16 protein-coding genes are annotated in these 20,851 nt (G+C 73.2%); 10 read left to right on the top strand and 6 right to left on the bottom strand.

Going from position 1 to position 20,851, the window contains the following annotated elements; genetic code table 11:
• Positions 1-18: 18 nt before the first annotated feature.
• The 6 genes from C6376_RS05150 to sucD all read left to right on the top strand — a co-directional run bounded on the left by C6376_RS05150 (position 19) and on the right by sucD (position 9,160).
• Complete coding sequence (locus tag C6376_RS05150) at positions 19-1,149, top strand: AAA family ATPase (protein ID WP_107442315.1); 1,131 nt, start codon at positions 19-21, stop codon at positions 1,147-1,149.
• Between the two features lie 220 nt (positions 1,150-1,369).
• Positions 1,370-3,943: a DUF5682 family protein gene (locus C6376_RS05145; RefSeq protein WP_254076337.1), complete on the top strand. Its 2,574-nt coding sequence runs from the start codon at positions 1,370-1,372 to the stop codon at positions 3,941-3,943.
• Positions 3,940-5,205 (top strand): VWA domain-containing protein, encoded by a 1,266-nt coding sequence (locus C6376_RS05140; protein WP_107442314.1) that lies wholly within the window; start codon positions 3,940-3,942, stop codon positions 5,203-5,205. The genes C6376_RS05145 and C6376_RS05140 overlap by 4 nt, the downstream gene beginning before the upstream one ends.
• A gap of 114 nt (positions 5,206-5,319) precedes the next feature.
• The gene (locus tag C6376_RS05135) at positions 5,320-6,468 is read left to right on the top strand and encodes a hypothetical protein (protein WP_107442313.1); all 1,149 of its coding nucleotides are present in this window, start codon (positions 5,320-5,322) and stop codon (positions 6,466-6,468) included.
• Positions 6,469-7,072: 604 nt separating this feature from the next.
• Positions 7,073-8,251 carry an ADP-forming succinate--CoA ligase subunit beta gene (gene sucC, locus C6376_RS05130; RefSeq protein ID WP_107442312.1) on the top strand — a complete coding sequence of 393 codons (1,179 nt, stop codon included), beginning with the start codon at positions 7,073-7,075 and terminating at the stop codon, positions 8,249-8,251.
• A gap of 21 nt (positions 8,252-8,272) precedes the next feature.
• The gene (gene sucD / locus C6376_RS05125; RefSeq protein ID WP_107442311.1) at positions 8,273-9,160 is read left to right on the top strand and encodes a succinate--CoA ligase subunit alpha; all 888 of its coding nucleotides are present in this window, start codon (positions 8,273-8,275) and stop codon (positions 9,158-9,160) included.
• 265 nt (positions 9,161-9,425) lie between these two features.
• Here the strand turns inward: sucD and C6376_RS05120 are convergent, their stop codons facing one another.
• Positions 9,426-10,379, bottom strand: a complete 954-nt coding sequence (locus tag C6376_RS05120) for an RNA polymerase sigma factor (RefSeq protein WP_367881034.1) — start codon at positions 10,377-10,379, stop codon at positions 9,426-9,428.
• Positions 10,380-10,559: 180 nt separating this feature from the next.
• On the opposite strand from C6376_RS05120, the gene C6376_RS05115 reads away from it, so the two are divergent.
• Complete coding sequence (locus C6376_RS05115; protein WP_107442309.1) at positions 10,560-12,578, top strand: DUF6350 family protein; 2,019 nt, start codon at positions 10,560-10,562, stop codon at positions 12,576-12,578.
• A gap of 157 nt (positions 12,579-12,735) precedes the next feature.
• On the opposite strand, the gene C6376_RS05110 is transcribed toward C6376_RS05115, so the two are convergent.
• On the bottom strand, positions 12,736-13,488 hold the full coding sequence (locus C6376_RS05110) for a hypothetical protein (protein ID WP_107442308.1): 753 nt from the start codon (positions 13,486-13,488) through the stop codon (positions 12,736-12,738).
• Between the two features lie 283 nt (positions 13,489-13,771).
• Between C6376_RS05110 and purN the strand changes: the two genes are divergently transcribed.
• Entirely contained in the window at positions 13,772-14,401 is a 630-nt protein-coding gene (purN, locus tag C6376_RS05105) for a phosphoribosylglycinamide formyltransferase (protein ID WP_107442307.1), read from the top strand.
• The gene (purH, locus tag C6376_RS05100) at positions 14,398-15,981 is read left to right on the top strand and encodes a bifunctional phosphoribosylaminoimidazolecarboxamide formyltransferase/IMP cyclohydrolase (protein WP_107442306.1); all 1,584 of its coding nucleotides are present in this window, start codon (positions 14,398-14,400) and stop codon (positions 15,979-15,981) included. The genes purN and purH overlap by 4 nt, the downstream gene beginning before the upstream one ends.
• A gap of 111 nt (positions 15,982-16,092) precedes the next feature.
• Here purH and C6376_RS05095 read toward each other — a convergent pair whose 3' ends face one another.
• From C6376_RS05095 to C6376_RS05085, 4 genes are all read right to left on the bottom strand, one after another.
• A complete protein-coding gene (locus C6376_RS05095) occupies positions 16,093-16,494 on the bottom strand; it encodes a hypothetical protein (RefSeq protein ID WP_107442305.1) in 402 nt (133 codons plus the stop codon).
• Between the two features lie 145 nt (positions 16,495-16,639).
• Positions 16,640-18,094 carry a protein kinase gene (locus C6376_RS05090; RefSeq protein WP_254075840.1) on the bottom strand — a complete coding sequence of 485 codons (1,455 nt, stop codon included), beginning with the start codon at positions 18,092-18,094 and terminating at the stop codon, positions 16,640-16,642.
• Positions 18,091-18,828, bottom strand: a complete 738-nt coding sequence (locus C6376_RS45025; RefSeq protein WP_254075839.1) for an FHA domain-containing protein — start codon at positions 18,826-18,828, stop codon at positions 18,091-18,093. The genes C6376_RS05090 and C6376_RS45025 overlap by 4 nt, the downstream gene beginning before the upstream one ends.
• Before the next feature lie 240 nt (positions 18,829-19,068).
• Positions 19,069-19,698, bottom strand: coding sequence for a hypothetical protein (locus C6376_RS05085; protein ID WP_107442303.1), 630 nt, complete (start codon positions 19,696-19,698; stop codon positions 19,069-19,071).
• A gap of 283 nt (positions 19,699-19,981) precedes the next feature.
• Here C6376_RS05085 and C6376_RS05080 point away from each other — a divergent pair, with 283 nt between their 5' ends.
• Positions 19,982-20,836 carry a bifunctional methylenetetrahydrofolate dehydrogenase/methenyltetrahydrofolate cyclohydrolase gene (locus tag C6376_RS05080; RefSeq protein WP_107442302.1) on the top strand — a complete coding sequence of 285 codons (855 nt, stop codon included), beginning with the start codon at positions 19,982-19,984 and terminating at the stop codon, positions 20,834-20,836.
• Positions 20,837-20,851: the final 15 nt, after the last annotated feature.

Genomic DNA, 20,851 nt, shown 5'->3' with positions numbered 1-20,851 from the left:
ATGGAGGGGGCCTCAGCCATGTCTGTGTCCGTAGATCCGACGTCCGTCGACCCGAGTGCGAACAGGCCGGCCGACGCATTGCGTCCGCATGCCGAGGAGGCCTTCGCGGGCGAGCTCGCCGCGCTGGCCGCGCAGGACGACCGGCCGCGTCCGGCCCGCTGGAAGCTGTCGCCGTGGGCCGTGGCCACCTATCTCCTCGGCGGCGTCCTGCCCGACGGCACGGTGATCTCGCCCAAGTACGTGGGACCGCGCCGCCTCGTAGAGGTCGCCGTCACCACCCTCGCCACCGACCGCGCCCTGTTGCTGCTCGGCGTCCCGGGAACCGCGAAGACCTGGGTCTCCGAGCACCTCGCCGCCGCGGTCAGCGGCGACTCGACGCTGCTGGTGCAGGGCACCGCGGGCACCCCGGAGGAGGCGATGCGCTACGGCTGGAACTACGCGCAGCTGCTCGCGCACGGGCCGAGCCGTGACGCGCTGGTGCCCAGCCCCGTCATGCGGGCCATGGCGGAGGGGGCGACGGTACGGGTGGAGGAGCTGACGCGCATCCCGGCCGACGTGCAGGACACGCTGATCACCGTCCTCTCCGAGAAGACGCTGCCGATACCGGAGTTGGGACAGGAGGTGCAGGCCGTCCGGGGCTTCAACCTCATCGCCACGGCCAACGACCGCGACCGCGGCGTCAACGAACTGTCCAGCGCGCTGCGTCGGCGCTTCAACACGGTGGTGCTGCCGCTGCCGGAGAGCGTCGAGGCCGAGGTGGACATCGTCGCGCGGCGCGTCGACCAGATCGGCCGGTCCCTGGACCTGCCGGCCGCACCGGAGGGCATCGACGAGATCCGCCGGGTGGTGACGGTCTTCCGTGAACTGCGCGACGGCATCACCGCCGACGGCCGGACGAAGGTGAAGTCGCCGAGCGGCACGCTGTCCACCGCGGAGGCCATCTCCGTCGTCACGAGCGGTCTGGCGCTGGCCGCGCACTTCGGCGACGGCGTGCTGCGGCCGGGAGACGTGGCCGCGGGCATCCTCGGCGCCGTCGTCCGCGATCCGGCCGCCGACCGGGTCGTCTGGCAGGAGTACCTGGAGGCGGTCGTGCGCGAGCGGACCGGCTGGACCGACTTCTACCGCGCCTGCCGGGAGGTGAGCGCGTGAACGGGAACCGCGTGAACGGGGACACGGGGAGCGGGAGGAACGACGGGAGCGAGCGGGGCAACCGGAGCGACCGGAACCACGTCAACGAGATGACCTGGTCGTTCGTGCACACAACGGGGAGGGTGACAGTGAACGACGACACGAAGTGGCCCCGCGGGTGAAGGGTGACCACGGCACGGCCGACGCCGACGCGAGTGGCGGCCGGGACACGGGACGTCCGTTGCTGCTTGGGGTGCGTCACCACGGGCCCGGGTCGGCGCGGGCGGTACGGGCGGCTCTGGAGGCCGCCCGGCCCCTGACCGTCCTGATCGAGGGGCCGTCCGAGGCCGACGCGCTGATCCCGCTCGCCGCCGACGACGGCATGCGGCCACCGGTCGCCCTGCTCGCGCACGCGGTCGACGAACCCGGCCGGTCGTCGTTCTGGCCGATGGCCGAGTTCTCGCCGGAGTGGGTCGCGCTCCGCTGGGCGCTGGACCACGGGGTTCCCGCCCGCTTCATCGACCTCCCGGCCGCCCACTCGCTGGCCTGGGAGAACACGGCGGGGACGAAGGAAGGGGAAAGGGGAGAGGCGAGGGAAGGGGACGAGGAGGAACGGGCCGGGGGAACGGGGGGCGAGCGGGGAGAGGGCGGAGAGGGGAGACAGGGGAGCGGGGCGCAACTGCGGGGTGATCCTCTCGCCGTGCTGGCCGAGGTCGCGGGGTACGACGACGCGGAGCGCTGGTGGGAGGACGTCGTCGAGCACCGGACCGCGGGGACGCGGGACCCGTTCGCGCCTTTCGCGGCGATCGAGGAGGCCATGGGGGCGCTGCGGGAGGCCGACGACACCGCACCGGGCGGGAGCGGAACCGACCGGGACCTCGTGCGCGAGGCCTGCATGCGCGGCCACATACGAGCGGCGCAGCGGGAGTTCGGGCCGGAGAGGGTGGCCGTGGTGTGCGGGGCGTGGCATGTGCCGGCGCTGCGCCGCAAGGCCGCCGTCGCCGCCGACCGGGCGCTGCTCAGGGGACTGCCCAGGGTCAGGGCCGACCTGACCTGGGTGCCGTGGACGCACCGCAGACTGGCGCGGGCCGGCGGGTACGGCGCGGGGATCGACGCGCCGGGCTGGTACGCCCATCTCTTCTGCGCGCCGGACCGGCCCGTCGAACGCTGGCTGACGAAGGCGGCGGTCCTGCTGCGCGAGGAGGACCACGTCGTGTCCCCGGCGCATGTCATCGAGGCGGTGCGGCTGGCCGAGGCGCTCGCCGCGTTGCGCGGCAGGCCGCTGCCGGGCCTGGGCGAGACCACCGACGCCGTGCGGGCCGTGCTGTGCGAGGGCTCGGACGTCCCGCTGGCGCTGGTGCGCGACCGGCTGGTGATCGGGGACGTGCTCGGCGAGGTGCCGCCGGATGCGCCCGCGGTGCCGCTGCAGCGCGACCTCGACCGGATCCAGCGTCGACTGCGGCTGAGACCGGAGGCGGCCGAGCGGGAGCTGGCGCTCGACCTGCGCAAGGAGAACGACGCCGAGCGCAGCAGACTGCTGCACCGGCTGCGTCTGCTGCACGTCGAGTGGGGTGAGCCGGCCGCCTCACGCGGCAGCACGGGGACGTTCCGGGAGACCTGGCGGCTGCGGTGGGAGCCGGAGCTGTCGGTGCGGGTCGCCGAGGCCGGTGTGTGGGGGACGACCGTGACGGCCGCCGCCACCGCGAAGGCGTCGGCGGACGCCGTCGCCGCGGGCGGCCTCGCCGAGGTGACGGCGCTCGCCGAGCGCTGCCTCCTGGCCGGTCTGTCGGACGCGTTGCCGACCGTCATGCGGGTTCTCGCCGACCGGGCGGCCCTCGACACGGACGTCGGGCATCTCGCGGAGGCACTGCCCGCCCTGGTCCGCGCCCTGCGCTACGGGGATGTGCGCGGCACCGACACCGGCGCGCTCACGGAGGTCGCCGCGGGCCTCGCCGAGCGGATCTTCGTGGGCCTGCCGCCCGCCTGTGTCTCGCTGGACGCGGACGCGGCGGACGCGATGCGACGTCATGTCGACGCGGTCCACGGCGCGGTGGCGATGCTCGACGACGTCCGCGCGGACGACGAGGACGAGGACGCCGTCGGCCGCGACACCCCCGCCCCAGCTCCCGACGCCGGAACCGACGCCGGTCGGCGCGTCCGCTGGCGTGCCGTGCTGCGGGCGCTGTCCGGGCGGGACAGTGTGCCCGGCGTCATCCGCGGGCGTGCCGCACGACTGCTGCTGGACGAGGGGGAGCTGGACCCGGAGGCGGCGGCGCGGCTCATGGGGCTCGCCCTGTCGCCGGGGACGCCGCCGGGTGACGCGGCCGCCTGGATCGAGGGCTTCGTCGGCGGTGGCTCCGGGGGCGGGCTGCTCCTCGTGCACGACGAGCGGCTGCTCGCCCTGGTCGACGGGTGGCTGACGACGGTGCCGGCGGAGGCGTTCACGGACGTACTGCCGCTGCTGCGGCGGACGTTCTCGGCGTACGAGCCGGGGGTGCGCAGAACCCTCGGCGAGCTGGTGCGGCGCGGTCCCGGGGAGCGGGCGGGCGGGCCGGGCGCCGAGGCGGCGAGGCCCGGGTTCGCGGCCGCCCTCGACGCCGGGCGTGCGGACGCCGTCCTGCCGGTGGTGCGTCTGCTGCTCGGGCAGGACCCGGGCGGGACGGAGAGGACGAGTGGGACGGAGGAGACGAGCGGGGAGACGGACGCGACAGACGCGACAGACGTGACAGACGAGGCGGAGGAGGCGGGCGGAGCCGGTGGGGGCGCCGCGGCACGGAGGCCAGGGGACGCCGAGTACTCGGGGGTGGGCGCATGACGACGAATGGTCCGAGGACGGGTGAGACGGTGGTGAGTGCCACTGCGGTGAGTGCCACAGCGGCGAGGGGCACGGAGTCGGATGCCCCGGAGGCGAGGGGCACGGCGACGGCCGCGGACGCCGGGCAGGAGCGGCTGAGGCGCTGGCGGCTGGTGCTCGGGGGCGACCCGGCCGACGGCACCGGCCACGGCCTGTCCGACCGGGACGCCGCGATGGACGGGGCGCTCGCCGCGCTCTACGGGGCACCGGAGCGACCGCGCCCGGGGCGGGAGCGTTCGGGAGGACTGGGAGCCTCGGCGCCGTCCGTCGCGCGCTGGCTCGGGGACATCAGGACGTACTTCCCCTCCTCCGTGGTGCAGGTCATGCAACGCGACGCCATCGACCGGCTCGGCCTGTCCACGCTCCTTCTGGAGCCGGAGATGCTGGAGGCGGCCGAGGCCGACGTGCATCTCGTCGGCACCCTGCTCTCCCTCCACCGGGCCATGCCGGAGACGACGAAGGAGACGGCGCGGGCCGTCGTCCGCAAGGTCGTCGAGGACCTCGAGAGGCGGTTCGCGGGTCACACCCGGTCCGCCCTCACCGGCGCTCTCGACCGGGGCGCGCGGCTCAACCGCCCGCGCCACCGCGACATCGACTGGAACCGCACGATCGCCGTCAACCTCAAGCACTACCAGCCCCAGTACGGGACGGTCGTGCCGGAACGCCTCGTCGGGTACGGGCGGTCCTCGCGGTCGCTGCGCAAGGAGGTGATCCTCTGCATCGACCAGTCGGGTTCGATGGCGTCGTCGGTGGTGTACGCATCGGTGTTCGGGGCGGTGCTGGCGTCGATGCGGTCGATCGACACCCGGCTCGTCGTCTTCGACACGGCGGTCGCCGACCTCACCGACCGGCTGGACGACCCCGTGGACGTCCTGTTCGGCACCCGGCTCGGCGGCGGCACCGACATCAACCGGGCGCTGGCCTACTGCCAGTCGCAGATCACCCGGCCCACCGAGACGGTGGTGGTGCTCGTCAGCGACCTGTACGAGGGAGGCATACGCCACGAGATGCTCAAACGGGTCGCGGCGATGAAGGCGTCGGGCGTGCGGTTCGTCGCGCTGCTCGCCCTGTCCGACGAGGGGACGCCGGCCTACGACAGGGAACACGCCGCCGCGCTCGCGGCACTGGGGACGCCGGCGTTCGCCTGCACGCCCGACCGGTTCCCGGAGGTCATGGCGGCAGCCCTGGAGAAACGGGCGCTGCCGACACCCGACCCGGGGTGAGCGGAGGGACTTCACCGACACGATTACCCATCGGTAACAGGGGTTGCGCGACGGCGGGACCCGCGTGCAAGGATCGGGACACGTTGCCGCCGCACACGGGAGGAACGTCCCCCCTTGGCCAGCTTCACCGCCTCGCCCGCCGCCGCTCCGCGCGTCTCGCACACGGGGCCGGGGCGGCGCGGGCTGCACCTCGCGCTGCTGCTGGGCGGGCTGGTCGCGCTCGGGTTCCTCGGCGGGGAGCAGGCACAGGCGGCGGACGACGCGGCGGCGCCGACACGGACCACCGCGGCCGCTCGGCTCATCAGCCCGCGCGCGTCGGCCGCGACCGTGCGGTCCGTCCTCGACGGGGTCGGAGGGGTCGGCGTGGCCCGCGAGGCCTTCGGGGTGGAGAGCGCGAGGTCGGGCAGGCCCCGGGCGCAGGCGTCGGGGGTCCTCGTTCCGCCGCCCGGTTCACCCGTCGCACCGGATCCCGCCCGCCCCCGCACCCACGGCCTCTCCGCACATCCCGACGTCCGCGACCTCCCCGCGTTCCGCACCCTCCGGGCCGTGTCGGCCTTTCCCGCGCCTCCGCTCCTCGCCGCGCCTCCGCGCCTCCGGTCGCCCCGGGTCCACTCCAGCCCCCACCCGCATGTCGCGCGTGCCGCGCATGCCGTGCTCCCGGTCCTCGAGAACCTGCCGGTACTCGGTGACCTTCCGGGTCTTGCCGGCCCCGGGGCGGCCCTTCCGTCGGACGGGCCGGGCCGCCCCGGGGAGCGGATGCCCGCCCACGGCCCGGTGGTGCCGGGGACGATGACGGCGGGGGCGGTGCTGACGGCGACGACGACCGCGAAGGCGGGAGCCGGGGCGGCGTCAGCGGAGGCACACCGGCGTGGTTCCGACGCCGGCGGCGGGCACGCCCTGGTTCCCCGCTCTCCTGCCGCCTCCGGCCTCGCTGCCGCCTCCGGCCCGGCTGCCGAACCCGGCTCCGTCGCCTCCGGCCCGGCTGCCGAACCCGGCTCCGTCGCCTCCGGCCCGGCTGCCGAACCCGGCCCCGCCGCCGCGCCGGCACGGTACGGCCCTACCGTCGGAGCCCCGGGTGCTCCCCGTGGCGTGCTCGGCGGCACGACGGTGTTCGACGGCGGTGCGCCGCGGGACGCCGACGTGCAGGCCGTTCTGCCGCCGCAGCACCGGATGCCGCTGTGGCAGGCCTGCGGCCCCGCCCCGCGATGCGACGCCCCCGGGACGCGGGACAGTCGCCCGGACGTGCCGGTCTTCCCCGGCTGAGCGGCGGCGGCGCACCAGTGCACCGGTGGCATCTCACGGTCGTGCGTCGCCCCGACCCCGCCGCACGGCCCCGCGCGGGTGGCGGACGTCGGCGCGTCGGGCGGACTGCCTCCCGTGGCTCCGCCCCCGGGACTCGTCCGCTGCCGGGGGCCGTCCCCCCGAGCTCTCCGCAGCTCGCCACCCATGACTTCGTGAGGCGACGGATCACGGACGGCCGAAAGCCATCGGTCGGTTCGTCCGGGACCTCACGGATGGGGGCGGGCGGTTCCCATTGGGGTGGGGACCGCCCGCCCCGAGCCCCTGAGGGGCTGTTCAGGAGGCCTCACCGGGTCGACCCCAATCCGGTGAGGCCTCTCCCCCCGGACCTCACATCCGGCACGGGGTGCCAGTGATCCCGGCATCATGTGACAGGTATCACCGCTTGGGTGTGACCCTCGATTTAGGGGCCTCCTGCAAGCAGCGATAACCTGCGAGACGGACATGCCGCGCGCTCGGACACCGTGTGCGCCTCCCTTGTGACAGACACCGGTCGGACGTCACGTTGCCCTCGCGGCACGCCCACGCAGACAACGAACCGCGAGATCACTGATAGGGACGGAAGCGCGTGGACCTGTTCGAGTACCAGGCGAGGGACCTCTTCGCCAAGCACGATGTACCGGTGCTGGCCGGTGAAGTCATCGACACGCCTGAGGCGGCCCGCGCAGCCACCGAGCGTCTCGGTGGCAAGTCCGTCGTCAAGGCCCAGGTGAAGGTCGGCGGCCGCGGCAAGGCCGGCGGCGTCAAGCTCGCCGCCTCCGCCGACGAGGCCGTGGAGCACGCGACCAACATCCTCGGCATGGACATCAAGGGCCACACGGTCCACAAGGTGATGATCGCCGAGACGGCCCCGGAGATCCTGGAGGAGTACTACGTCTCCTTCCTCCTGGACCGTGCGAACCGCACCTTCCTCTCCATCGCGTCCGTCGAGGGCGGCATGGAGATCGAGGAGGTGGCGGAGACCCGCCCCGAGGCCGTCGCCAAGACGCCGATCGACGCCAACGAGGGTGTGACCCCCGAGAAGGCCCGCGAGATCGTCGAGGCCGCGAACTTCCCGGCCGAGGTCGCCGACAAGGTCGCGAACGTCCTCGTCACCCTGTGGAAGACGTTCGTCGAGGAGGACGCCCTTCTCGTCGAGGTCAACCCGCTGGCCAAGGTCGCCTCGGGTGACGTCATCGCCCTCGACGGCAAGGTCTCGCTGGACGAGAACGCCGAGTTCCGCCAGCCGGGGCACGAGGCCCTCCAGGACAAGGACTCGGCGAACCCGCTCGAGGCCGCGGCCAAGGAGAAGAACCTCAACTACGTCAAGCTCGACGGCGAGGTCGGCATCATCGGCAACGGCGCGGGTCTCGTCATGAGCACCCTGGACGTCGTCGCGTACGCCGGTGAGGCGCACGGCGGCGTCAAGCCCGCCAACTTCCTCGACATCGGCGGCGGCGCCTCCGCGGCCGTCATGGCGAACGGCCTGGAGATCATCCTGGGCGACCCGGACGTCAAGTCCGTGTTCGTCAACGTCTTCGGCGGCATCACCGCCTGCGACGAGGTCGCCAACGGCATCGTCCAGGCGCTGAAGCTCCTCGAGGACCGCGGCGAGGAAGTCACCAAGCCGCTCGTCGTCCGTCTGGACGGCAACAACGCCGAGCTGGGTCGTCAGATCCTCTCCGACGCCAACCACCCGCTGGTCCAGCGCGTGGACACCATGGACGGCGCGGCCGACAAGGCCGCCGAGCTCGCGGCTGCGAAGTAAGGGAAGAGGGACAGAACAGCCATGGCTATCTTCCTGAACAAGGACAGCAAGGTCATCGTCCAGGGCATGACCGGTGCCACGGGCATGAAGCACACCAAGCTCATGCTGGCGGACGGCACCAACATCGTCGGTGGCGTGAACCCCCGCAAGGCGGGCACCTCCGTCGACTTCGACGGCACCGAGATCCCGGTCTTCGGCACGGTCGCCGAGGCGATGGAGAAGACGGGCGCGAACGTGTCCGTCCTCTTCGTGCCGCCGGCCTTCGCGAAGGCCGCCGTGGTCGAGGCGATCGACGCCGAGATCCCGCTCGCGGTCGTCATCACCGAGGGCATCGCCGTCCACGACTCGGCCGCGTTCTACGCGTACGCCGTGTCCCAGGGCAACAAGACCCGGATCATCGGCCCGAACTGCCCCGGTCTCATCACCCCGGGCCAGTCGAACGCCGGCATCATCCCGGGCGACATCACGAAGCCGGGCCGCATCGGCCTGGTCTCGAAGTCCGGCACGCTGACGTACCAGATGATGTACGAGCTGCGCGACATCGGCTTCTCGTCGGCCGTCGGCATCGGTGGCGACCCGATCATCGGCACCACGCACATCGACGCGCTCGCCGCGTTCGAGGCCGACCCCGACACCGACCTGATCGTCATGATCGGTGAGATCGGCGGCGACGCCGAGGAGCGGGCCGCGGCCTTCATCAAGGACAACGTGAAGAAGCCGGTCGTCGGCTACGTCGCGGGCTTCACCGCGCCCGAGGGCAAGACCATGGGCCACGCCGGCGCCATCGTCTCCGGCTCCTCCGGCACGGCCGCCGCGAAGCAGGAGGCCCTCGAGGCGGCCGGCGTCAAGGTCGGCAAGACGCCGACCGAGACGGCGAAGCTCGCGCGAGAGATCCTCTCGGCCGGCTGAGCCGTCCGACCGCGTCACCCGGCTGACGCGCCCGGCTGAACCTTCGGCCGGGACGCTGCGGCTGTACGCCGGCGGGCCCGTTCCCCCAGGGGAGCGGGCCCGCCGGCTTTCTGCCGTCCTGCCGCTCGGCGGAGTCTCCGACGTCCTGTCGCTGTGCTGCTCCACCGTCCTGCCGTCCTGCCGCCCTGCCGTCCTGCCGTCCTGCCGCCTTCGCGTCCCGCGGCTCTGTCGGTCCCGGCTCCGCTCCCGCTTCCACCCCCGTGGGTCACTCGGCGCGGGGGAGCAGTCTGTCGGGGCCGTTCTGCGTCTCGGATCTCAGCTTCGCGCGCAGCTTGAGCTGTACGTCCGACAACGCGCCCGGGGCGGCCCGCGGCGGGACGCCCCGCACGGTCTCACCGGGGGGCACCGGGGGCTCGTAGCGGGTGGGCGCGGTGCGCGCGGTCAGTGCCGTCGCGCCGATGATCGCGACGGTGAACGCGATCGCCGCCCTGGTCCAGAAGCGGGCACGCCGCTCACCGCCCAGCCGCACGGTGGGCGGTTTGGGCGCGCGCAGCCGGGCGGTGGACGCGACCTCCGCCAGCCGCCGGTGCAGTGCGCCGGGGCTCGCCAGTTCCGGCAGCCGCGCGGTGACCGCCTCGCGCGCGTGCAGCAGCCGGTGCGCCGCAGCCGGGGTGCTCGCCTCGGTCTCGGCGGCCGTCTCCGGCAGATCGAGTCCGACGCCGTCGTAGAGCAGGAGCGTGCGGCGGTACGGCGCCGGGAGCGTCAGCAGGACGTCCAGCAGCGCGCGGTCGGGCGCCTCGGCCGGGGGCGGCTCCGGGTGCCGGTAACGCGGGCGGAACCGGTGCCACGGGGAGAGCGCGTACTCGTACGCCGCCGCGCGCACCCAGCCTGCCGGGTCGGGGTCCACGGCCACTTCGGGCCAGCGCTGCCACGCCAGCTGAAACGCCTGTTCGACCGACTCGCGGGCGAGCTCGCGACGCCCGGACAGCAGATAGGTCTGCCGGACGAGGGCGGGGGCGCAGAACGCGTACAGCGCGTCGAAGGCCTGAGCGGGCGTCAGGGGGGTGGTCGACGGGTCCGGTTCGGAAGCGGATTCCGCGCCGGCGGGTTCCGGGCTGTTCGCCGGGCATGCCGCCGTCGGGAGTGCCTTCGTGGGGCGTGCCTTCGTCGGGCGCACCGTCACCTGCCGTCGAGGCGTCGTCTCCTGGGTGTTCGTCACCTTTTCCGCACCTTTTCCGCCTTGGCCGGCGATGCCGGCATCTCGCGTACGCCTCCCGTGTGCGGCCGCGGGGCGCCGTGTCACGGGGTACCCCTTCGCCCGGAAAAGTACATAAACGTATATTGAGCGACACATCCGAAGTTCGCCCGTTACAACGGAAAAGTGCGTGTCGTTGGGAGCATGGCCGTCGTGATCCCGATGACCGCTCGCCGGCTTACGTTGTCGTCCCTGCTGCCCCGGATGCGCGACCGATCGCCCGGACTGGCCGCCGGCCTCGTGGGAGGTGCGCTCGCGGCCGGGCTGGGGCTCGGGTCCTTCGCCGCACTCGTGATGATGCTGTGGATCAGCTCCCCGTACCCCGACAGCGGGCCCAGCGGCGCGATGCACGTCGCCGCCTCGCTGTGGCTGCTGGCCCACGGCGCTGAAGTGGTGCGCGTCGACACGCTGTCCGGAGTGCCGGCGCCGGTCGGCGTCACTCCGCTGCTGCTCCTCGCGCTTCCGGTGTGGCTGGTGCGGCGGGCCGCCCGGGACGCGGTGGACGCGGGCTGCGCCGACGCCGGCGCGGAGGGCTGGGAGCCGGTGAGCGTCCGCATCGCGTGGGCGGGCGTCGTGGTCGGGTATCTCGCCGTCGGCTCGGGCGCCGCCCTCTACGCCGCCGCGGGCGGAGCGCTGCGGACCTCGTGGGCGTCGACGGCGATGTGCGTCCCGGCGGTCACCGTGCTGGCTGCCGGGGCAGGGGTGTGGTCGGCCTGCAGCCGCCCGCGCGGACCCGTGGACGGCGTGCTGCTCATGCTGCCGCGCGGGCTGCGGCGGCCGCTCCTCGGGGCGGCGGAGCGCGCACGTCTGGCGGCGGCGGCGCGGGCGGCGGCCGCGGGTGCGGTGGTGCTCGTCGGAGGCGGGGCCCTGCTGGTCGCGTCGTCGTCGGTGTGGCACGCAGGGGCGGCCCGAGAGGCGTTTCTGCAACTGACGGAGGGCTGGTCGGGCCGGTTCGCGGTGCTGCTGCTGTGTGTGGCGCTGGTGCCGAACGCGGCGGTGTGGGGGGCCGCGTACGCCCTCGGGCCGGGGTACCTCCTCGGTGCGGGGCACTTGGTGGCGCCGCTGTCCTCCGACCCGGCGCCGCTGCTGCCGCCGTTTCCGCTGCTGGCGGCGGTGCCCGACGCCGGAGCCGGGACGCCGTGGAACTGGGCGGCGAGCGTGGTGCCGCTGGTGGCGGGCGTCACCGTGGGCGTGTTCGCGGCCCGTGCGGCGACGGGGCGTGCGGCGTCCTCCCGGACCGCCGGGACCCCCGGGATCTCCGGCCCTGGTGGATCAGGTGGGCCCGGAAGGACTCATGGGCCGGGTCGGGCCCGCGGGAAAGCCGCGCCGGCCTGGGAGGCCGGGGATGCCGGGGGGGCCGACGAAGGCTGGTCGTGGGGGAGGGCCGTCGGAGTCGTCGTGCTGGCGGGCGTGGGGTGCGGGGTGCTGATGGGAGCGCTGGCGGGGTTGGCGGGCGGGCCGCTGGGGGCCTCCATGCTGGCTCGGTTCGGGCCGGTGTGGTGGCAGGTCGGGGGTGCGGTGCTGCTGTGGATGGTGGGGGTGGGGACGCCGGTGTGCGTGGTGATGCGGGGGTGGCGCTGCCGGAAGCGAGGCGTGGCCGGATGGGCCCGCGGGCTCTGGAAGGAGAAGGCCGGGAAGGCCGCGAAGGCCGGGACGCGGAGCGGCGTGGCGGCGTCGGCGAGAGCCGCGGAGGAGGAGCTGTACGACTTCCTCGTCCCCCGAGGGGACGCGCCCGGCGTGCCGTCGCACGTGTTCGACGAGGCCGCCGACCCCTTCGCGCCGATCGAGCCGGGGTCCTACGTCGGGCCCCCGGACCCCTTCGCGCCGATCGAGCCGGCGTCGTACCTCGCGCCCCCGGATCCGTTCGCCCCCGTCGAGCCCGTGTCGTTCCCCGAGCCGGGCGGAGCCTCCACGCCACCCCGGCCTCTCACGCCTCCCCAGCCCGCCTCGCCACCCCGACCCCCCGCGCCTCCCCAGCCCGCCATGCCGTCCGGGCCCCTCGCGCCGCGCGAGCCCCGCACGCCCCGTGAGCCGCTCGCCGACGTCGGGCGGGCGGAGGCCGTCGGTCCGGCGTGGCACGGCGACTCGGCGGGGGAGGCCCGGCGGGCGGCGTGGCACGAGGCGGGCGAGGAGGGGGACGAAGGGGCGGGTCCGCCCCGGTGACCGTGCTGCGGACGCCCCCGCGGTCCCCACGAGCGTGTTGCCCTCACGAGCGCGTCCTCAGGAGCGTGTTGCCCCACGAGTGCGTCCGCAGGAGTGAAGTCCCAGGAGTGCGTCCTCAGGGCTTCTGCCTCAGGAGCCCCGCCTCAGGAGCCCCGCCTCAGGAGTCGGTCCCCAGGATCTTCCGCAGTTCCTTCGGCAGAAGGTCGTTGCAGGACTGCTTCGCCTCGTTGGTGAGGGCGTCGTTGGTGCAGGTGTAGTAGTCCTGGTAGACGAGTTGCGCGGTGAAGCTCGCGGCGACCAGGGCCAGCGCCAGGGAGGCGGTGACCACGCCGCTCACCGCGGCGGTCTTCTGCGGGCGGGGGCCGCTCTCCGGGCTGTCGGGGGACGGGCTGCGGGGCTTGGCGCGCAGGGCGCTGATGCCCCAGTTCAGGGCGAGCGCGCCCAGCAGCAGGGCCACGTACGGCCAGCCGAAGAGGACGAAGAAGAAGGCCCACATGCCGCTGAGCAGGGCGTACCGAGCGCGGCGCTGGGCTGGATCGGTGGGGTCCCAGCGCTTGCCGCCGTTCTCGGGTTTCGGCCCGCCGTTCCCGTTCCCGTTGTCGGGACCGTGGCCCGGGCGTTCGCCGAAGCCGCCGGGCGAGCGGCCCGGCTGCTGGTCGCTCCACTGACTGCCCCACGGGGACCGGCCGCCCTCGGGGGCGCCGCCCGCCGGACGCCGGGGCTGCCACGGGCGGTCGGGGGCGTTCTCCGGCGGTGGCGCGAACGGGTTGTCGTCCTCGGGAGGCGTGCCGTCGCCCGAGGGGGCGTCCGGAGGGGAGGCTGGGCGCTCCCGCAGCAGCACGGCGCCGCGCTCCCCTCCCTGCGGTGACTGCGGGGGGAGCGTGAGGAGTCGCAGACTGCGGTCCGGCATCAAATGAGCGTCTTCCCCTAGGAGATACGGCTGACTGGTGTGAGCTGTCGTAAGGGGAACGCACCGCACGACGACCGCGTTCCCGCTCCCCGCTCCCCGCAGACGCTACCTTCCGGCCACGCCCCCGTCCCTCGGGGGCCGCCCGGTGTGCCGGTATCGTTGCTGACGGTCGGCTCCTTCGTAGGCTTCCCCGTATCCGGGGGCGCGATGCATTCGTACGAAAGCACAAGCCCGCGCAGGTCGCCACCCCCGTTTACGTGCTTCCCCGAGAAAGGGCCCCGCCGTGGCCGCCAAGCCCGTGGCCAAGCGCCTCGTCGTGCTGGTCTCCGGATCCGGTACGAATCTGCAGGCTCTCCTCGACGCCATCGCCGCCGCCGGCGTCGACGCGTACGGCGCCGAGGTGGTGGCCGTCGGGGCGGACCGGGGGGCCGTCGAGGGCCTCGCCCGTGCCGAGCGGGCCGGTATCCCCACCTTCGTCTGCCGCGTCAAGGACTTCGCGGACCGGGCGGAGTGGGACGCCGCGCTCGCCGAGGCGGTGGCCGCCCACGAGCCCGACCTCGTGGTCTCCGCCGGGTTCATGAAGATCGTGGGCAAGGAGTTCCTGGCGCGGTTCGGGGGGCGGTTCGTCAACACCCATCCCGCCCTGCTGCCCAGTTTCCCCGGGGCCCACGGAGTGCGGGACGCGCTCGCGTACGGCGCCCGGGTCACCGGCTGCACCGTCCACTTCGTCGACGACGGCGTCGACACCGGCCCGATCATCGCCCAGGGCGTGGTCGAGGTCCGGGACGAGGACGACGAGAGCGCTCTGCACGAGCGCATCAAGGAAGTCGAGCGAAGGCTGCTCGTCGAGGTCGTGGGGCGGCTCGCCCGCAACGGCTATCGCATTGAGGGACGAAAGGTAGTTATCCAGTGACCGCCGACAGCACTGTCACGGCAGAGAGCAGCAAGCGGGGCATCCGTCGCGCGCTCGTCAGCGTCTACGACAAGACCGGTCTCGAAGAGCTCGCGCGCGGGCTGCACGAAAGCGGTGTCGAGCTCGTCTCCACCGGTTCCACCGCCTCCCGTATCGCCGCCGCCGGCGTCCCCGTCACCAAGGTCGAGGAACTGACCGGCTTCCCCGAGTGCCTGGACGGCCGGGTGAAGACCCTGCATCCCAAGGTGCACGCCGGCATCCTCGCCGACCTGCGTCTCGAGGACCACCGGCGGCAGCTGGACGAGCTGGGCGTCGCACCGTTCGACCTGGTCGTCGTCAACCTCTACCCGTTCCGCGAGACCGTCGCCTCGGGCGCCTCCGAGGACGAGTGCGTCGAGCAGATCGACATCGGCGGGCCGTCCATGGTGCGCGCCGCCGCCAAGAACCATCCGTCGGTTGCCGTCGTCACCAGCCCCGACCGGTACGCCGACGTCCTCGCGGCCGTGCGGGGCGGTGGCTTCGACCTCGTCGCCCGCAAGCGGCTCGCCGCGGAGGCCTTCCAGCACACCGCCGCCTACGACGTGGCGGTCGCGAGCTGGTTCGCGTCCTCCTACGCGCCGGTCGACGAGTCCCGGTTCCCCGACTTCCTCGGCGCGACCTGGGAGCGCAGGAGCACCCTGCGCTACGGCGAGAACCCGCACCAGCCGGCCGCCCTGTACGTGGACGGCAGCGGCGCCGGTCTCGCCGAGGCCGAGCAGCTGCACGGCAAGGAGATGTCGTACAACAACTACACGGACACGGACGCCGCGCACCGGGCCGCGTACGACCACGCCGAGCCGGCCGTCGCGATCATCAAGCACGCCAACCCGTGCGGGATCGCCGTCGGCGCGGACGTCGCCGAGGCGCACCGCAGGGCGCACGCCTGCGACCCGCTGTCGGCGTTCGGCGGTGTCATCGCCGTGAACCGGCCGGTGAGCCGGGAGATGGCGGAGCAGGTCGCGGAGATCTTCACCGAGGTCATCGTGGCGCCGGACTACGAGGAGGGGGCGCTCGAGGCCCTCACCAAGAAGAAGAACATCCGGGTGCTGAGGGCGCCGCAGGGCCCCGTGGCTCCCGTCGAGCTCAAGCCCGTGGGCGGCGGCGCGCTGCTCCAGGTCACCGACCGGCTCCAGGCCGAGGGCGACGACCCGGAGAACTGGACGCTCGCGACCGGCGAGGCGCTGTCCGGGCCGGAGCTCGCCGAGCTCGCGTTCGCCTGGCGGGCGTGCCGGGCGGTGAAGTCCAACGCGATCCTGCTCGCCAAGGACGGCGCGTCGGTCGGTGTCGGCATGGGGCAGGTCAACCGGGTCGACTCGGCGAAGCTGGCCGTGGAGCGGGCCGGGGAGGAGCGGGCACGCGGCTCCTACGCCGCCTCCGACGCGTTCTTCCCCTTCCCCGACGGGCTCGAGGTCCTGGTCGAGGCGGGCGTGAAGGCCGTGGTGCAGCCCGGCGGTTCGGTCCGTGACGAGCTGGTCGTCGAGGCCGCGAAGAAGGCGGGCGTGACGATGTACTTCACCGGGACGCGGCACTTCTTCCACTGAGCCGCACACGGCGCCGGGGCCCGCCGTCACGGCGGGCCCCGGCGCCGGTCAGTGGGCGAACCTGCCCCTGAAACCCGCGGTACGTACGGCGAGTTGCCGGGCGGGACCCGTTCAGGCGGCCCGGTACGCCTGCACCCAGGAGAGGGTCTCGAACTTGAGCCGGTACCGGGTGCCGTCCCGCACGTCGGAGGCGACAACCGTCCAATCGCTGTCCACCGTCGTGTAGTTGCTCTGGCAGTACGACGGCGCCGAGCTCGGGTAGAAGCACACCTTGACCTTGCGGTACGGAGTGATGAGCAGGTTGGTGATCTTGACGTTGATGTCGTTGCAGCGGGAGGTCGTGGTGTAGGTGCCGGAGCTGGGGTGGTAGTAGCTCTCGCCGGAGAAGTAGGTCGCGCCGTCGTAGCAGGTCGCGGCGCTCGCGGGGGTGCCGCCGGCCAACACCCCCACGCTCGCGAGTGTGAACGCCGCCGTGAGAGTGGCGGCCGCCTTGCGCATGGTGTGTCCGGACATCGCGTTTCCCCCTGCTTGTCGGAAGTCTCGTGCTCTGTGCGTTGGTCGCGCTCAGAGTAGGCGGCCCGGGGTCGCACGGGTCCCTGTAACTATCCAGGGCACTCGGCCCGTTCACCGCCCCGCCGCGGACCCCGGGCGGGATTCGTCAACGGCCTGGAGGCGTGGCGCTGCGTCCGCCGTCCCTGTCCCCGCAGTGCGGGACGAGCTGGTGGGACAGGGGGGCGTACGTGCCGGCCAGGTTGCCCTGGGCGTGCTGGGACGTGCAGCCGGTGCGCAAGTGGCTGTTGGGGCGGGTGATGTCCGTGCCGACGGGGGTGTAGTCGCGCCCCCGGTAGTAGGCGACGCCGCTCAGGGCGGTGGACTCGTCGGCGTTGTAGTAGACCGACCTGACCGGGTGGTCGGCGGTCCACATGCAGGTTTCCCGGCCGGACAGCCAGTCGGGGTCGCTGCCCTCCCACGCGCACATCTCGCCGTTGCCGTTCTGCTCGCTGAAGAAGCAGACGGACGGGTACGGGCAGCGGTGATAGCCGTACGACGGTCCGTCGTCCCGCAGGGTCGCGTAGGTGAGACTCCCGGCAGCGGCCAGAAGCGCCGCGGCGACCGCGGTGACTGCGGCGACCAGGACGGGCCGGCGCCGTCTGCGCGGGCGCAGCCGGGGCAGGCGGCCGGAGCGGGTGACGCCCGCCGCCGCCTCCACGCGGCGCAGGAGGGTGGCGGTGTCATGGGCGACCCGGTCCCGGTGCGTACGGGAGAGACAGTCGGTGACGATCTGCCGCCAGTCGGCCGGGAGCCGGGGCGAGAGGCGCAGTTCCTCCGCGCCCCGGGCATAGCGCACGCCCGCGTCGCTGCGGGCCTCCGCCGACGCACCCGGCAGCGGGTACGCACCGGTGAGGACCACGTGCGCGAGGACCCCGTAGGCCCAGACGTCGGCGGTAGGACGGATGCACGTGCCGCGTTCGCCGACCTCGGACCACAGAAGTTCGGGCGGGGTGTAGTCCTGGGTGGCGAAGGCGAGCGAGTGAGCGTGGGTGCCTTCGAGTTCGGCGGACGTGTTGAAGTCGGCCAGGCGTACCGAACCGTCCTTCATCAGCAGGACGTTGCCCGGTTTGAGGTCGCCGTGGACCCATCCGGCGTGGTGCAGCTGAACCAGGCCCGCGCATACCTGGGCGAGAAGCGCGGGTCCGGACACCGGGACCGGATCCTGGTCGAGCAAGGAGTCCAACGAGCCCTCGGCGCGCTCCAGGACGAGCACGGTGGCGCCGTCGAGTTCGGGGTGGTCCGGGTCCTCGACGGTGAGCGTCTCATGCATGCCGATGAGCCGGGGTGCGCGGAGCCGTCGAAGCAACTCGACCTCGCGTGCGGCCAGTTCCCGCAGGTGGTGCAGTTGGCGTGGGGTGCTCGTGCCGGTCGGCAGGAACTTCAGCGCCGCGTGTGGCGGCATTGCGGCATCGCCGGCACCGGGCCGCGTGTTCCTTGCCGCGTACACGGTCGCGAAGGCACCGGACGCGAGGGGTTCGCACACCTCCCAGCGGCCGACCCGGTAGCCCTTGGGGACGGGCACGGTGTGCGGTCCGGGCGACCTGTTCGTTCGGCCGGTCACCGGACGACACCGCTCAGGGCCGGGCTGAGCACGCAGAGGTCGTCCTCGCGGACGAGGTCGAACCGGAGCGCCAGGGAGACCAGCGACTCCTTCTTGCCGTTGAGGCGCCGGCCCGGCTCCGTCACGTCCGGGTCGGACCGCAGTCGCAGTTTGACCGCGAGGTAGTCGACGTTCCAGTACACGGCAGAGCGGCTGACCGCGGGCCAGACGGGCCGTAACCGGTCCACCAGCTGCTCCACGGCGGGCAGCGGGGCGTGCGGCTCGCCACGCAGGCGCGGTTCGCACAGGGCGGCCAGGACCGCGAAGTACCGTTTGGTGCGGTCGAGGCAGAACGCCGGAGCGGTGCGGTCCCCGGCCAGTCCGTGGCGGGCGACGCTGCGGAAGACGTGGCGTGGCGCCCATACCTCGAAGGCGAGCAGGTCGCCCGCGGCGGGCAGGACGACGCGCGAGAACTCGAAGGGCACGGGCGCCTCCTGCCGGCCCGGCGCCACCTTCACGTGCTCTCCCGCGCCCTCCGGGTTCTCGACCACGTAGGTCTGGTCCTCGCTGTGGTTGCTGAGCAGCCAGAACGTGCGGTGCGCCGTGATCTCCCCGGCGGCCCGGGGTACTCCTTCATGTGCGATGAGGAGGCCCCCGCCCGCGGCCCTGCCGAACGTCAGCCGTTCCCCCGTGGCGACTCTGATCTGGCCGTCGGTGCCCTCACACGGCGGTGGCACGACGATGAGGCTGTACATGAAGTCGTCCCCTCCTCAGACGCCCGGCGGGCGGGCCCCCGGCCCGAGGGGGGCAGAGTAACGGAGGCTCCGCACGGACCACGAGGCCTCGACCCTGCGCGGACGGTTCACGACGTGCGCGACAGGGCCGTGCCACGTCGTGGCACGGCCCTGTCGGGGTAAGGCGGGAAGACGCTGTTGCGGCGCTCACCGACCGGTTCATCGAGCTCCGGTCACCGGGCGGCCGGCAGCGTGTCGCGGTCAGTACCGGGGACGGTTGAACCAGGCCGAACCGGTAGGGGCGATCATGGCCGCAGCCATGATGCCGCCGAAGCCGATCCACAGGAGTGCCCACACCAGTGCGGCGGAGGACCCCGCGTCGGCGGATCCGATCAGGATGAGCACGCCGAAGAGCGCGCCGAGAATGCCGTAGACCATCGTGGTGATGCGGATGCCCTGACCGCCCCGGGTGAACTTGACGCCCAGTGTGATGGACAGGCCGGCGAGGCCGAGGAACACCACCGCCATGACGAAGATGATGCCGGCCGAGGCGTGGCCGAGGTCGGAGAGCCCGTTGCTGCCGAAGGTGTCCTCGCCGGAGTTGGACGCGTCGTTGATGGTGGCGGCGCCGAAGACGGCGAAGACGCCGATGAGGATCTGCACGGCCGCCACGATGTACAGCAGAACCCGCGCGGTGACCATGAGACCGGGCATCGACTGGGGCATGGCGTTGACCCCCGGGTAACCGGGGTACCCCGGTTGCTGCGGGTAGCCGTAGCCCGGCGGCGGGCCGGTCGGCGCCGGGGGCTGCTGGGGGTACCCGTAGACGGGAGAAGTCGGCGGCTGCTGGGGCGGCGGGCCGTAGGGGTTGTTCGGGTCGCCGAAACTCATGGCGGTCCTTCCTCCGTTGCACTCGAGTGCGGGGACGCGCGGCCTGGCTCGGAGGAAGGTTCTACAGATGCGGTTCGTCCCCCCGGTACTGCCCGCGGCACTGTGCCGTCAATCGTTCTGCAATGGCCGGTTTGTTGTCCAGCCGCATTCCGCGGCAAAGAGGATGTGTTGTGCAAGTGCAACATCAACGATCACGTCCGCACACGTGACAAGCCCCACCCGTCGCCCCGTACGGGTTCCCCCGGATTGGAACCGGGAGGCCGTCATCCGCGAGGATGGAACCATGACCGCCCAGATTCTCGATGGCAAGGCCACCGCAGCCGAGATCAAGTCCGATCTGACCGCCCGCGTGGCGGCGCTGAAGGAGAAGGGCGTGACGCCCGGACTCGGCACGATCCTCGTCGGCGCCGACCCCGGCAGCCAGAAGTACGTGGCCGGCAAACACCGTGACTGCGCCGAGGTCGGCATCGCCTCCATCCAGCGCGAACTGCCGGACACGGCCACCCAGGAGGAGATCGAGGCGGTCGTCCGCGAACTGAACGACGACCCCACCTGCACCGGTTACATCGTGCAGCTGCCGCTGCCCAGGGGCATCGACGAGAACCGGATCCTGGAGCTGATGGACCCGGCGAAGGACGCCGACGGCCTGCACCCGACGAACCTCGGCCGGCTGGTCCTGAACGAGCCCGCCCCGCTGCCCTGCACCCCCAACGGCGTGCTCACGCTGCTGCGCCGGTACGGCGTCGAGATCAAGGGCGCGGAGGTCGTGGTCGTCGGCCGCGGCGTCACCATCGGCCGTCCGATGCCGCTGCTGCTGACCCGGCGCAGCGAGAACGCGACGGTGACCCAGTGCCACACCGGCACCCGCGACCTCTCGGCGCACCTGAGGCGGGCCGACGTCATCGTCGCCGCCGCCGGTTCCGCCCACCTGGTGCGGGCCGAGGACGTCAAGCCGGGCGCGGCCGTGCTCGACGTCGGCGTCTCCCGCAACGCGGAGGGGAAGATCGTCGGCGACGTCCACCCCGATGTCCGTGAGGTGGCCGGCTGGATCTCCCCGAACCCCGGCGGGGTGGGCCCGATGACCCGCGCCCAGCTGCTCGTCAACGTGGTCGAGGCGGCGGAGCGCAGTGTCGGCTGACGGCGTCTTCGGGAA

This window comes from Streptomyces sp. P3, from assembly GCF_003032475.1.
GTDB lineage: Bacteria > Actinomycetota > Actinomycetes > Streptomycetales > Streptomycetaceae > Streptomyces.
The sequence above is the reverse complement of the archived record's forward strand: the minus strand, read 5'-3'. Positions and strand labels throughout refer to the sequence as shown.

Bases quoted from the DNA above. Each gene is read 5' to 3' on its own strand.
- C6376_RS05085 (WP_107442303.1), bottom strand. From the start codon at position 19,698: ATGAGTTTCGGCGACCCGAACAACCCCTACGGCCCGCCGCCCCAGCAG.
- C6376_RS05095 (WP_107442305.1), bottom strand. From the start codon at position 16,494: ATGTCCGGACACACCATGCGCAAGGCGGCCGCCACTCTCACGGCGGCG.
- C6376_RS45025 (WP_254075839.1), bottom strand. From the start codon at position 18,828: ATGTACAGCCTCATCGTCGTGCCACCGCCGTGTGAGGGCACCGACGGC.
- C6376_RS05150 (WP_107442315.1), top strand. From the start codon at position 19: ATGTCTGTGTCCGTAGATCCGACGTCCGTCGACCCGAGTGCGAACAGG.
- sucD (WP_107442311.1), top strand. From the start codon at position 8,273: ATGGCTATCTTCCTGAACAAGGACAGCAAGGTCATCGTCCAGGGCATG.
- C6376_RS05080 (WP_107442302.1), top strand. From the start codon at position 19,982: ATGACCGCCCAGATTCTCGATGGCAAGGCCACCGCAGCCGAGATCAAG.
- C6376_RS05110 (WP_107442308.1), bottom strand. From the start codon at position 13,488: ATGCCGGACCGCAGTCTGCGACTCCTCACGCTCCCCCCGCAGTCACCG.
- C6376_RS05115 (WP_107442309.1), top strand. From the start codon at position 10,560: ATGGCCGTCGTGATCCCGATGACCGCTCGCCGGCTTACGTTGTCGTCC.
- C6376_RS05140 (WP_107442314.1), top strand. From the start codon at position 3,940: ATGACGACGAATGGTCCGAGGACGGGTGAGACGGTGGTGAGTGCCACT.